The 12,338-nt window shown below is 60.8% G+C and carries 12 protein-coding genes and 1 riboswitch; of the genes, 11 read left to right on the top strand and 1 reads right to left on the bottom strand.

What is annotated here, in order from left to right:
* Positions 1 to 189: 189 nt before the first annotated feature.
* On the bottom strand, positions 190 to 1,074 hold the full coding sequence (locus QZS13_RS06235; RefSeq protein WP_295586991.1) for a LysR family transcriptional regulator: 885 nt from the start codon (positions 1,072 to 1,074) through the stop codon (positions 190 to 192).
* A gap of 164 nt (positions 1,075 to 1,238) precedes the next feature.
* On the opposite strand from QZS13_RS06235, the gene QZS13_RS06230 reads away from it, so the two are divergent.
* From QZS13_RS06230 to QZS13_RS06180, 11 genes are all read left to right on the top strand, one after another.
* Positions 1,239 to 1,709, top strand: a complete 471-nt coding sequence (locus tag QZS13_RS06230) for a MarR family winged helix-turn-helix transcriptional regulator (RefSeq protein WP_295586988.1) — start codon at positions 1,239 to 1,241, stop codon at positions 1,707 to 1,709.
* Positions 1,706 to 3,445 carry an ABC transporter ATP-binding protein gene (locus tag QZS13_RS06225; protein WP_295586986.1) on the top strand — a complete coding sequence of 580 codons (1,740 nt, stop codon included), beginning with the start codon at positions 1,706 to 1,708 and terminating at the stop codon, positions 3,443 to 3,445. Before QZS13_RS06230 ends, QZS13_RS06225 begins: the two co-directional genes overlap by 4 nt.
* Before the next feature lie 17 nt (positions 3,446 to 3,462).
* Positions 3,463 to 5,346 (top strand): ABC transporter ATP-binding protein, encoded by a 1,884-nt coding sequence (locus tag QZS13_RS06220; RefSeq protein ID WP_295586984.1) that lies wholly within the window; start codon positions 3,463 to 3,465, stop codon positions 5,344 to 5,346.
* Positions 5,347 to 5,753: 407 nt separating this feature from the next.
* The gene (locus QZS13_RS06215) at positions 5,754 to 6,185 is read left to right on the top strand and encodes a flavodoxin (RefSeq protein WP_295586982.1); all 432 of its coding nucleotides are present in this window, start codon (positions 5,754 to 5,756) and stop codon (positions 6,183 to 6,185) included.
* Between the two features lie 298 nt (positions 6,186 to 6,483).
* Positions 6,484 to 6,696, top strand: a complete 213-nt coding sequence (locus QZS13_RS06210; protein WP_295586979.1) for a FeoA family protein — start codon at positions 6,484 to 6,486, stop codon at positions 6,694 to 6,696.
* Positions 6,697 to 6,709: 13 nt separating this feature from the next.
* On the top strand, positions 6,710 to 6,931 hold the full coding sequence (locus tag QZS13_RS06205; RefSeq protein WP_295586977.1) for a ferrous iron transport protein A: 222 nt from the start codon (positions 6,710 to 6,712) through the stop codon (positions 6,929 to 6,931).
* Positions 6,932 to 7,002: 71 nt separating this feature from the next.
* Positions 7,003 to 9,204 (top strand): ferrous iron transport protein B, encoded by a 2,202-nt coding sequence (gene feoB, locus QZS13_RS06200; protein ID WP_295586975.1) that lies wholly within the window; start codon positions 7,003 to 7,005, stop codon positions 9,202 to 9,204.
* 15 nt (positions 9,205 to 9,219) lie between these two features.
* Entirely contained in the window at positions 9,220 to 9,369 is a 150-nt protein-coding gene (locus tag QZS13_RS06195; RefSeq protein ID WP_295586973.1) for a FeoB-associated Cys-rich membrane protein, read from the top strand.
* 85 nt (positions 9,370 to 9,454) lie between these two features.
* Positions 9,455 to 9,564, top strand: a riboswitch (TPP riboswitch).
* Between the two features lie 89 nt (positions 9,565 to 9,653).
* Positions 9,654 to 10,445: an ABC transporter permease gene (locus QZS13_RS06190; protein ID WP_295586970.1), complete on the top strand. Its 792-nt coding sequence runs from the start codon at positions 9,654 to 9,656 to the stop codon at positions 10,443 to 10,445.
* Positions 10,432 to 11,445, top strand: coding sequence for an ABC transporter substrate-binding protein (locus QZS13_RS06185; RefSeq protein WP_295586968.1), 1,014 nt, complete (start codon positions 10,432 to 10,434; stop codon positions 11,443 to 11,445). The genes QZS13_RS06190 and QZS13_RS06185 overlap by 14 nt, the downstream gene beginning before the upstream one ends.
* 1 nt (position 11,446) lies before the next feature.
* Positions 11,447 to 12,181, top strand: a complete 735-nt coding sequence (locus QZS13_RS06180; RefSeq protein ID WP_295586966.1) for an ABC transporter ATP-binding protein — start codon at positions 11,447 to 11,449, stop codon at positions 12,179 to 12,181.
* Positions 12,182 to 12,338: the final 157 nt, after the last annotated feature.

Here is a 12,338-nt window from a genome sequence, read left to right as displayed (position 1 = left end):
AAAAGGTGCTTAAATGAACCCCTTCAAAGATCTACGGGGATCATTTAAACACCTTTTTGAATATTATCCGATGAAAATACTCACGGTTTTATATGCGATTTTCCACACTATAGCATGGGTTGCAGCGGAAGTCAAGCTGGGGAGCTGAGAAAAAGGACATCGCCTGGGGGCGATGTCCTTTTTGGCCCCTCAGGGGATATCCTGGATGCTCTTTTGCAGCAGCGAGAGAAATTCCGACAGCGCCGGCGTGTCCTTTCTGGAAAAGTAGACCGCGCCGAAGGAGAGGGGCTTGAGTTCCGGCAGGGGAATGTAGCAAAGGCCGGGAATCCGGGCACCGGGAAAATCGGCAACCAGGGCAAAGGCGTAGCCGGCTTCCACCAGGGAGAAAACAGACTCCTGACTGTCGCAGAAGAGAATTTCGCTGACATTCCGGCTTCCCACCGCCTTGCTCTGGGTTTGGAACAGGGCGGGCGGGCACACCGGCGGACGGCAGGTGGCGATCCGGCCTGCTGTCTGGAGCTGTTCCAGTGTGACGGAGGAGGACTGGGTGAGGGGGTGGTCCGGATTGCAGATGCACATGACCGGGCAGCGGCACAGCTCCAGGTAGCGGGCTTTGGGCAGCGCGGACTCCCGGAAGGAGAACATCAGATGGATGGTCCCCTCCTCCAGCAGGTTCTCCAGGGTGTCGTGGGGAATCAGACGCAGGATGGGGAGGATCTCGGGCCGGGCCTTACGCAGCCGGGCCAGCGCCGGCCGGAGCAGCAGCAGCTCCGAGACATTCCGGCAGCCGATGGAAAGGCGCAGGGGGGAATCCTGCTGGAACTTCTTTACCCGGGCCTTGGACAGCGAGGAGATTTTCAGGATTTCTCCGGCGTACTGGATGAACAAAAAGCCCTCCTGGGTCAGCCGCACGCTCTTGCTGGTGCGGTGGAACAGCTTGACGCCCAACTCGTCTTCCAGGGTGTTGATCTGGTGGCTGACCGCCGGCTGCGTAATGGACAGGTGCTCCGCCGCCCGGGAAAAGTTCAGGCAGTTGGCCACCTCCATAAAGCACTCCAGTTGTGTGGTATTCATAGAAATCCCTCCGTGAGAAACAGACGTTCTTTGTGCAATATCGAAAACTGATAAAAAACTTTTATAGAATATAGCATATTTGAATTTCACTTGCAAGGGGGCGTGTGCTATAAGAATAAAGGAACAATAGTTCGCATCGAAACAAAATGAAAGTGGGTGAACGTATGACGGGGATCTGTCGGGGACAGCTGTACCGGGACAACCGGTGGATCTGCATCCAGATGGAGCAGTGTGTCAACCACAGCCTTGCAAAAAAGGGCATCACAGCCGTCCAGGCCAATATCCTCCTGTACATTCTGCACCGGGGCGGACAGGGAATCTCGCTGACGGACATCCACCGTACGTTTGGCTACTCCATGGCCACGCTGTCCAATATGGTCAAGCGGCTGCGGGAAAAGGGGTACATTCAGGCGGAGCACTGCTGCGGAGACGACCGGTGCCGCCTGCTGTCCGGGACGGAGAAGAGCCGCCGAATCCAGAGAGATCTGGAGGAGACCATCACTGCCGTACAGGGACAGCTGTACGACGGATTTTCCCAGGAGGAGCTTTGTACGCTGGACCGCCTGCAGGGAAAGCTGCTGCGCAACCTGACCGCGTTTGAGGAGAAACGAAACAAGGAGGAACAAACATCGTGAAAACCGTGCTGCATCAATTGGGCCGCTTCAAGCGTGACACGATCCTGTGCATCGTGCTGACCACGCTGGAGGTGGTCATGGAAATCCTGCTGCCGTTCATCACGGCAATCATCATTGACCAGGGACTGGAGGCGGCCGACCTGCCGGTGGTGTACCGCTACGGGGCCGTCATGGTGGTCATGGCCTTTATGAGCCTGATCTTCAGCGCCTCTGCCGGCCGCTTTGCCGCCCGGGCGTCCTCGGGACTGGCTGCCAACCTGCGGGAGGCCATCTACAACAACATCCAGACCTTCTCGTTTTCCAACATCGACAAGTTCAGCGTCCCGGGCCTGGTGACCCGGATGACCACGGATATCACCAACGTGCAAAATGCGTTCATGATGCTCATCCGTGTGGCGGTCCGTGCCCCGCTGACACTGGTGTTCAGCTACATCATGTGCCTGATTATCAGCCCCAAGCTGAGCCTGACGTTCCTGGTGGCTGTGGTATTTTTGGTGGTGGTGCTGGGCAGCATCATGGCCGCCACCATCAAGATTTTCAACGAGGTGTTCCGCCGGTACGACGACCTCAATGCCAGCGTGCAGGAAAACGTGTCCGCCATCCGGGTGGTGAAGGCGTTCGTGCGGGAGGACTATGAGGATGACAAGTTCGCCAAGGCGTCCCGGAACCTCTACCGCCTGTTCGTCAAGGCGGAGGGAATGCTGGCTTTCAACAACCCGGCCATGATGGTGGCCATTTACTTCTGCATCATCATGGTCTCCTGGCTGGGGGCCCAGTTCATTGTGGGCGGGTCCATGTCCACCGGCGACCTGACCAGCCTCTTCAGCTATGTGATGAGCCTGATGATGAGCCTGATGATGCTGTCCATGGTGGTGGTCATGCTCTCCATGTCCATGGCCAGCATCCGCCGGATCAGCGAGGTACTGCAGGAAACCCCGGATCTGAAGGAGCCGGATCAGCCGGTGCTTCAGGTGGCGGACGGCAGTGTGGACTTTGACCACGTGACGTTCTCCTACAAGCACGGCAGCGGCAAAAACGCCCTGACCGACATCGACCTGCACATCAAGTCCGGTGAGACCATCGGTATCATCGGCGGAACCGGCTGCGGCAAGAGCAGCCTGGTAAACCTGATCTGCCGGCTCTATGATGTGGACCAGGGCACCGTGCGGGTAGGCGGCACGGATGTGCGGCAGTACGACATGGAGGTGCTGCGCAACCAGGTGTCCGTGGTGCTGCAGAAGAACACGCTGTTCTCCGGCACAATTCTGGATAACCTGCGCTGGGGCAACCCCGATGCCACGGAGGAAGAGTGCGTGGAGGCCTGCCAGGCGGCCTGCGCCGACGAGTTCATCGACCGGCTGCCCGACGGGTACCATACCCGCATCGAGCGTGGCGGTGCCAACGTATCCGGCGGCCAGAAGCAGCGGCTGTGCATTGCCCGGGCGCTGCTGAAAAAGCCCAAGGTGCTGATTCTGGATGATTCCACAAGCGCCGTGGACACTGCCACAGATGCAAAAATCCGCCGGGCCTTTGCACGGAAGATCCCCGGCACCACCAAGATTATCATTGCCCAGCGGGTGTCCAGCGTTCAGGACGCCGACCGGATCCTGGTGCTGGAGGACGGCCGGATCGACGGCTTCGACACCCATGAAAACCTGCTGAAAAACAACGCCATCTACCAGGAGATCTACGAGTCCCAGGTAAAGGGCGGCGGCGACTTCGACCAGCCCGCGTGAGAGGAGGAACGGTCTATATGCATCAAAAAACTTCCCAGAGCGCGTCTATGTCTGTGCTCAGCCGGGTGCTGCGCTATATGCTGCACCTGTACAAGATCCCGTTTTCCCTGGTGATTTTGTGTATCCTGATTTCCGCCCTGGCCACTGTGGTGGGGGCCACGTTCCCCCAGACTCTGGTGGATGACTATGTGGTGCCCATGCTCTCCAGCGGCTCCACGGATTTCAGTGCCCTGGCCGGCGCCCTGATACGTCTGGTGTGCATCCTGGCTGTGGGTGTCGTGGCGGCGTACTGTTACAACCGTATCATGGTCTCTGTCAGCCAGGGCACCATGCTGCATCTGCGCAACGACCTGTTTCGCCGGATGGAGTCGCTGCCCATCAAGTACTTTGACACCCACGCCCACGGCGACATCATGTCCGTTTACACCAACGACGTGGATACCCTGCGCCAGCTGCTCAGCCAGAGCATTCCCCAGATCATCAACTCCGGCATCACCATGATTGCCACACTGGTGACCATGCTGCTGCTCAACCCCACGCTGACCATCATATCCATTGTGACGGCCCTGATTATGCTGGCGGTGACCACCAACTTCTCCAGACTCTCCGGCAAGTACTATGTCCAGCAGCAGAAGAACCTGGGCATTGTGGACGGCTTCATCGAGGAGATGCTGGACGGCCAGAAGGTGGTCAAGGTCTTCTGCCACGAGGAGCAGGCCAAGTCTGACTTCCACCGGGTGAACGAGGCGCTGCGTCAGAGCGCCGACAAGGCCAACAGCTATGCAAACCTCCTCATGCCCGTCAACGCCAACATCGGCTGGCTGAGCTATGTGGTCATGGCGGTGGTGGGTGCCATCCTGGGCATCAACGGCATGGCCGGCGTCACGCTGGGTACGGTCATCTCCTTCGTGGGACTCAACAAGAGCTTCACCCAGCCCATCACCCAGATCAGCATGCAGGTGAACTTCGTGGTCACCGCTGCGGCCGGCGCCCAGCGTGTCTTTGACCTGATGGACCAGCAGCCTGAGACCGACGAGGGCTGCGTGGAGCTGGTGGATGCCAAGGAGAACCGGGAGGGCGAGCTGGTGGAGTCCAAGGAACGCACCAATGTGTGGGCCTGGAAGCAGCCCAACCCCGACGGCACCTTTACCTATACCCGTCTGGAGGGCGGCGTGGTCTTCGACCATGTGGACTTCGGCTACGACGAGAACAAGATGGTGCTCCATGACATCAGCCTGTGGGCAAAGCCGGGCCAGAAGATTGCCTTCGTAGGCGCCACCGGTGCCGGCAAGACCACCATCACCAACCTCATCAACCGCTTTTACGACATCGCCGACGGCAAGATCCGCTATGACGGCATCAATGTGAGCAAGATCAAAAAACCGGATCTGCGCCGCTCTCTGGGCATCGTGCTCCAGGATACCCACCTTTTCACCGGCACGGTTATGGAGAACATCCGCTACGGCAACCTGGACGCCACGGACGAAGAGTGCATGGCCGCTGCCCAGCTGGCCAACGCCGACGGCTTTATCCGCCGGTTGCCGGACGGCTATGACACCATGCTCACCGGCGACGGCGCAAACCTCTCCCAGGGTCAGCGGCAGCTGCTGGCCATTGCCCGGGCGGCGGTGGCCGACCCGCCGGTGCTGATTCTGGACGAGGCCACCTCCTCCATTGATACCCGGACGGAAAAGCTGGTGCAGGACGGCATGGACGCCCTGATGACCGGCCGTACCACTTTCGTCATCGCCCACCGCCTGTCTACCGTCCGCAACGCCAACTGCATCATGGTCATGGAGCAGGGACGCATCATCGAGCGGGGTACCCACGACGAGCTGATCGAAAAGAAGGGCAAGTACTATCAGCTCTACACCGGCAACTTTGCCGAGGAAACTGCCTGACCGCATTCGAAGAGCGGCGGCACGGAACATTCCGCGCCGCCGTTTTTTGCTGCCCGGAGACAGAGAGAAAATTTTTGAAAAAATGGGTTGACAGGCTGTGGGCCCTGTGCTATATTACACACATGGTTAGTTAAAGCTAACTCAACGGCGGACGGCAGCGTTCGCATTCTTTTCCTTGCGTGGTTAGCGTAAACTAACTTTACGGCGCGGCAGAATCTGTCCGGGGCGGCACCCCGGACGGACATCAACACCTCTTATTGGGAAACACAGCAAAAGGGCAGCCCCAGGCCTTGTCTGATCCGACTGGAGTGCGGGCGGCTCCGCATGATCCTCACGGAGCCGCCTGCCGGAGGCCCGCCGCGGCAACTTCCCGCCGAAAGCGGCGGACAGAAAGGAAGAATCTGATTATGAGTAAGATTGCCATTGTTTATTGGAGCGGTACCGGCAACACGGAGACCATGGCCCAGTGCATTGCAGAAGGTGTGCAGAGTGCCGGCGGAGAAGCCGTGCTCATGGGCCCCGGGGAGTTTTCCGCGGACCGCTTTTCTGAATTTTCCGCAGTAGCCTTCGGCTGCTCCGCCATGGGGGCCGAGCAGCTGGAAGAGTCCGAGTTCGAGCCCATGTTTTCCGATTTGGAAGGAGCCCTGAGCGGCAAGAAGATCGCACTGTTCGGCTCCTACGGCTGGGGCGACGGCCAGTGGATGCGGGACTGGTGCGCCCGCTGCGACAGTGCCGGAGCCAATCTCCTGGAAGAGGAGGGACTGATTGCCCACGAGGCGCCGGACGAGCAGGAACAGGAGGCCTGCCGGGAACTGGGCCGGCAGCTGGCTGCCTGGTAATTTCGCTGATCTGTGCGGCGCAAGCTGTACTGATTTGATACTTATCTCCTTTTTCCCCTCATCAGCCCCCGCACGGGTTTCCGTGCGGGGGCAACTCCTTTTGGGAGGGCGGCAGGAAACGACGGACGGGACACCTGCACGGGTGGCGTTTCCGCAAAGAGCCCGGCCGGTGAAATATATGGAAAATTTCCGCTTGACAGATAGAGTTAGTCATGTTAAACTCTAGGAGCGTTAGAAGTTAGGTAAAACTAACTGCGGGGCGGCTGCACGTGGCCGCGGGAAATCAGGGGGGACGGAAATGATGCCTTTGACAATGGCAAAGACCGGAGAGCCGGTGACTATCCGGAAGATCACAGGGAAGGACGAGGTCCGGCTGCATCTGGCGGAACTGGGGTTTGTGGTGGACAGTGAAGTGACCGTGGTGACGGAGATTGCGGGCAATGTGATCGTGCAGGTCAAGGACAGCCGGGTTGCACTGAACCGGACCATGGCCAATCGCATTATGATTTAAGGAGGAGAACAGAATGAAAACACTCAAGGATGCCAAGGTGGGCCAAACGGTCACTGTGGAAAAGCTGCACGGAGAGGGCCCGGTGAAGCGCCGGATCATGGATATGGGTATTACCAGGGGCGTGGAGCTCTTCGTGCGGAAGGTGGCGCCGCTGGGGGACCCCATGGAGCTGAATGTGCGGGGGTATGAACTCAGCGTCCGCAAGGCAGACGCGGAGATGATCGAAGTCCGGTGACACGCGGCGAGAGCCGCTTTTATTTGACAGACGAGTTAGTTAAAACTAACATTTACAGAAAGGAGAAGACCATGGAAATAAAAATCGCGCTGGCGGGCAATCCCAACTGCGGAAAGACCACGCTGTTCAACCAGCTGACCGGTTCCAACCAGTACGTGGGCAACTGGCCCGGCGTGACGGTGGAGAAGAAGGAGGGGCACCTCAAGGGCCGCAAGGATGTGGTCATCCAGGACCTGCCGGGCATTTATTCCCTCTCTCCCTACACGCTGGAGGAGGTGGTGTCCCGGAACTATCTGGTCCGGGAGAAGCCGGACGCCATTTTGAACATCGTGGACGGCACCAACATCGAGCGCAATCTCTACCTGACCACCCAGCTCATAGAACTGGGGCTGCCGGTGGTGGTGGCGGTGAACATGATCGATCTGGTGCGCCGCAGCGGGGACCGGATTGACCTGGAAAAGCTCAGCCAGGCCCTGGGCTGCCGGGTGGTGGAGATGAGCGCCCTGAAGGGCGAGGGCGGCATGGCTGCGGCGGAGCAGGCCGTGGAGGCGGCGGCCTCCGGCGGGCGCAGGGAACTGCCCCATGTGTTTACCGGCAGCGTGGAGCACGCCATCGCCCACATCGAAGAGTCCGTTGCGGGACTTGTGGATGAGGCGTACCTGCGCTGGTATGCCATCAAGATCTTCGAGCGGGACGAGAAGGTGCTGGAGGAGCTCAAGCTCACCGATGAGCTGGCGGAGCATCTGGAGGCCCACATCGCCGACTGTGAGCGGGAATTGGACGATGACGCCGAGAGCATCATCACCAACCAGCGCTATGCCTACATCAGCAACGTGGTGGGCAAGGCCGTGGGGAAGAAGGCCGCGGCCCACAGCCTCTCTGCCTCCGACAAGATCGACCGGGTGGTCACCAACCGGCTGCTGGCCCTGCCCATTTTCGCGGGCATCATGTTCCTCATCTACGCCATCGCCATGGGCGGGTGGAGTGTGTCCATCGGCACCCACGCCACGGACTTTGCCAACGACGTGGTGTTTGGTGAGTGGGTGCCGTCCCTCTTTGACCGGGGCCTCACGTTCCTGGGCGTGGACCAGGGGACGTGGCTGTACGGCCTCATTCAGGACGGCATCGTGGCCGGCGTGGGCGCCGTGCTGGGCTTCGTGCCCCAGATGCTGGTGCTGTTTTTGCTGCTGGCCATTTTGGAGGACGTGGGCTACATGGCCCGGGTGGCATTCATCATGGACCGGATTTTCCGTCGTTTCGGCCTCTCCGGCAAGAGTTTTATCCCCATGCTGGTGGCCACCGGCTGCGGTGTGCCGGGCATTATGGCCTCCCGCACCATTGAGCAGGACCGGGACCGGAAGATGACCATCATGACCACCGGCTTCATCCCCTGCGGCGCCAAGATGCCCATTATCGGCCTTTTTGCCGGTGCCCTGTTCGGATCTTCCGCCTGGGTGGCCACCTCCGCCTACTTCATCGGCGTGGCGGCGGTCATCGTCTCGGGCATCATGCTCAAGAAGTTCAAGGCCTTTGCCGGGGAGCCGGCGCCCTTTGTCATGGAGCTGCCTGCCTATCATGCCCCCAACACCGGCAACGTGCTGCGGGCCACCTGGGAGCGGGGCTGGTCCTTCATCAAGCGGGCGGGCACGGTGATCCTGCTTTCCTCCATCGTGCTGTGGTTCCTTCAGGGCTACGGCTTCGTGGACGGTGTGTTCCAGGCGGTGGAGGACAACAACGACTCTCTGCTGGCAGCCATCGGCAGCGCGGTGGCATGGGTGTTCTATCCTCTGGGGTGGATTGGCGACATGGCCTGGAAGGCCGCCGTGGCCACGTTCACGGGCCTCATTGCCAAGGAAGAGGTGGTCAACACCTTCGGCGTTTTGTACCACTACGCCGGTGATGTGGACCTGAAGCAGGACTCCAGCCCCATCTGGACGCTGGTGGCCGCGGATTTCACCGCCCTGAGCGCCTACTCCTTCATGATCTTCAACCTGCTGTGTGCCCCCTGCTTTGCGGCCATGGGCGCTATCAAGCGGGAGATGAACAACCCCAAGTGGACAGCAGGTGCCATCGCCTATATGTGCGGATTTGCCTATGCGGTGGCCATGATCGTCTACCAGGTGGGCGGCCTCATCACTGGAGAGGTGTCCTTCGGCGTGCTGCCCGCCGCGGCGCTGGTGCTGCTGGCGGCCATGGTCTATCTGCTGGTGCGCCGGGGCTACCGGGGCGAGAAAGAGCTGCGGCACCTGACGGTGTCCTCGGCGCGGATGTAACGAAAGGAGCGTTTTATGCCTGCAATGCTGGGCCAGGCCGTGGCAGTACTGATCCTGGTGGGTGTGGTGGCCCTGGCGGTGCGGTCGGTGTGGAAAAGCCGCAGGACCGGCGGACACTGCTCGGGAGACTGCAGCCGCTGCGGCGGATGCCATCACGGCAAGTAAGGAAAATCGGGCGGAGGCGGGATGCGCCTCCGCCTGTTTTCCTGTCAGGACTTGACAAAATTTCCGGGATGGCATACACTAACGAACTAGAAAACAGGGGGGCCCGAGGCGACGGGCTGAGATTCGGATGAATTTCCGTGACCCGCAAAACCTGATCTGGGTTATGCCAGCGGAGGGAGCATAGTGACGCCGAGAAAGCGGATGCTGCAAATGCCTGTGCCGGGATGCCCGGTGCGGGCATTTTTTGTCAGAGAGGAGCGATGGGCGTGAGGGGGCGTATAGAGATGGCTGTCCGGCAGCGGTGGCCCGCAGCTGCGGCGATTGCGGTGCTGCTTTGCCTGTGGCAGGGGGCCTCGTCGCTGGGACTGGTACCGGACTACATGCTGCCGTCGCCGGTGGATGTGGCGGCGGTGTTCGTGCGGGACTGGCGGGAGCTGGCCGGGCATGCGGCCATCACCCTACAGGAGGCGCTGCTGGGTCTTGCCATCGGTACGGCCATCGGCTTTTGCCTGGCGGTGGTAATGGACGCGTTTGACATTTTGTACCGGGCGGTCTATCCCATCCTGGTGATTTTGCAGACTATCCCCGCTGTGGCCATTGCGCCGCTGCTGGTGCTGTGGTTTGGCTATGAGGCGGCGCCCAAGGTGATTTTGGTGGCGGTCTCTTCCTGCTTCCCTGTGACCGTGGGCGTGCTGGACGGGTTCCGGGCGGTAGACCCGGACGCGGTGAACCTGCTGCGCTCCATGGGGGCCGGGCGGTGGCAGATCTTCCGCCACATCAAGTGCCCCTCTGCTGTTCCACAGTTCTTCTCCGGACTGCGGATCGCCGCCGCCTACGCGGTGGTGGGGGCGGTCATTGCCGAGTGGCTGGGCGGCTTCGGCGGCCTGGGCGTGTACATGACCCGGGTGCGCAAGGCGTATGCCTTCGACAAGATGTTTGCCGTGATTTTTTTGATTTGTGTGGTTTCCCTGGCACTGATGGCGGCGGTGGAGCTGGCGGAGCGGGTGTGCACGCCGTACCGGCACCTGGATCAGGAGCAAGGAAAGAAAAGGAGCGAGACGGATGAAAGCAAGTAAGCGAATGCTGTGCGCCCTGACGGCGCTGGTTCTGGCCGCGGGCCTGGCAGGCTGCGGCAGCGGCGGGGAATCGGACGACAGCCTCACGCACCTGACGTTTGTGCTGGACTGGACGCCCAACACGAACCACACGGGGCTGTACGCTGCCATTGACCAGGGCTACTTTGCCCAGGAGGGGCTGGAGGTAGAGGTGGTACAGCCTCCCGAGGACGGCGCGGAGCTGATGGTGGCTGCGGGACAGGCCCAGTTCGGCGTCTCCGCCCAGGGCAATCTGGCAGATGCCCTCAGCGGCGATTCTCCCATGCCCATTACGGCGGTGGCGGCAGTGCTCCAGCACAACACCGCCGGCATCATCTCCCGGAAAGGAGAGGGTATGGACCGGCCCAAGGGCATGGAGGGCCACAAGTACGCCACCTGGGACCGGGCGGTGGAAAAGGCCGTGCTGCGTCAGGTGGTGGAAAAGGACGGCGGCGATTTTGACCAGGTGGAGCTGATCCCCTCCACCGCCGCGGACGCCGTCTCCGCGCTGGAGAGCCGCTCTGTGGACGCCATCTGGGTGTTCTACGGCTGGGAGGGCATTGCCTGTCAGACCGCCGGACTGGAGACGGACTTCTTCGCCCTGAAGGACATCGATCCGGTGTTTGATTACTATACTCCCATTATTGTGGCCAACAATGACTTTTTGGAGGAGAATCCCCAGACGGCCAGCGCCTTTATGGCTGCGCTGTCCAAGGGCTACCAGTTCGCTGCGGAGAACCCGGAGGAGGCCGCGGAGATTCTGATGGAGGCGGCACCGGAGCTGGCGGACAGCCGGGATCTGGTGGTGGAGAGCCAGAAATACCTGGCCGGCCAGTACATTGCCGACGCGTCCCGTTGGGGCGAGATCGACGGTGACCGCTGGAGCGCCTACTATACCTGGCTCAATGAAAACGATCTGCTGGAAAAGGGTGCCATCGACCCCGACGGCGGCTACACCAACGCGTACTTGCCGGAGGCGTAAGATGGAAAAGCTGGAGGTGCGGCACGTCAGCAAGCAGTTCGCGGGCCATCAGGTGCTGCAGGACGTGTCCATTACGCTGCGCCAGGGGGAGCTGGTGTGTCTGCTGGGCGTCAGCGGCGGCGGCAAGACCACGCTGTTCAACATCATCTCGGGACTGCTCCTGCCGGATGAGGGACAGGTGTTCCTGGACGGCAGGGATATTACGGGCAAGCCCGGCAGCATCAGCTACATGCTGCAAAAGGATCTGCTGCTGCCCTACCGGACCATCCGGGACAACGTGGCGCTGCCGCTGATTCTGCGGGGTGTGAAGAAGCCGGAGGCCCGGGCCCGGGCGGCGGCGCTCTTCCCCCAGTTCGGCCTGGAGGGGACGGAGGACAAGTATCCGCACCAGCTCTCCGGCGGCATGCGCCAGCGGGCGGCCCTTTTGCGGACATATCTCTTTTCAGAGAACGTAGCGCTGCTGGACGAGCCCTTTTCCGCGCTGGACGCCATGACCAAGCGGGCGGTGCACCGCTGGTATCTGGAGGTGATGGAGCGCATCCGCCTCTCCACGCTCTTCATCACCCACGACATCGACGAGGCCATCCTGCTCTCCGACCGGATCTATTTGCTGGCTGGGCAGCCCGGGCGCATCACCGATGAGCTGGTGATCCGCCAGAGCCGTCCCCGCAGCGAGTCCTTTACCCTGACGCCGGAGTTTCTGGAATACAAGCGGATGATTTTGCAGCGGCTGTAAAAAACCGTCCGGGAAGCAATTGCTTCCCGGACGGTTTTTCGTTTTGCCTGCGTGGAGAATCAGGCGTGCTCCGCCTCGTAGCGCTTGAGGAACGCCACCAGTGCCTCCACGCCCTCCTTGGGCATGGCGTTGTAGATAGAGGCCCGCAGACCGCCTA

Origin of the sequence: uncultured Oscillibacter sp. (assembly GCF_900546705.1) — a bacterium.
In the GTDB taxonomy this organism is placed as follows: domain Bacteria; phylum Bacillota; class Clostridia; order Oscillospirales; family Oscillospiraceae; genus Oscillibacter.
Note: the sequence above shows the minus strand (reverse complement) of the source record. Positions and strands in the feature narration are given on the sequence as shown.

Excerpts from the sequence above, each read along its gene's own strand:
- QZS13_RS06235 (WP_295586991.1), bottom strand. The coding sequence starts at position 1,074 with ATGAATACCACACAACTGGAGTGCTTTATGGAGGTGGCCAACTGCCTG.
- QZS13_RS06230 (WP_295586988.1), top strand. The coding sequence starts at position 1,239 with ATGACGGGGATCTGTCGGGGACAGCTGTACCGGGACAACCGGTGGATC.
- QZS13_RS06220 (WP_295586984.1), top strand. The coding sequence starts at position 3,463 with ATGCATCAAAAAACTTCCCAGAGCGCGTCTATGTCTGTGCTCAGCCGG.
- QZS13_RS06215 (WP_295586982.1), top strand. The coding sequence starts at position 5,754 with ATGAGTAAGATTGCCATTGTTTATTGGAGCGGTACCGGCAACACGGAG.
- QZS13_RS06210 (WP_295586979.1), top strand. The coding sequence starts at position 6,484 with ATGATGCCTTTGACAATGGCAAAGACCGGAGAGCCGGTGACTATCCGG.
- QZS13_RS06205 (WP_295586977.1), top strand. The coding sequence starts at position 6,710 with ATGAAAACACTCAAGGATGCCAAGGTGGGCCAAACGGTCACTGTGGAA.
- feoB (WP_295586975.1), top strand. The coding sequence starts at position 7,003 with ATGGAAATAAAAATCGCGCTGGCGGGCAATCCCAACTGCGGAAAGACC.
- QZS13_RS06195 (WP_295586973.1), top strand. The coding sequence starts at position 9,220 with ATGCCTGCAATGCTGGGCCAGGCCGTGGCAGTACTGATCCTGGTGGGT.
- QZS13_RS06190 (WP_295586970.1), top strand. The coding sequence starts at position 9,654 with ATGGCTGTCCGGCAGCGGTGGCCCGCAGCTGCGGCGATTGCGGTGCTG.
- QZS13_RS06185 (WP_295586968.1), top strand. The coding sequence starts at position 10,432 with ATGAAAGCAAGTAAGCGAATGCTGTGCGCCCTGACGGCGCTGGTTCTG.
- QZS13_RS06180 (WP_295586966.1), top strand. The coding sequence starts at position 11,447 with ATGGAAAAGCTGGAGGTGCGGCACGTCAGCAAGCAGTTCGCGGGCCAT.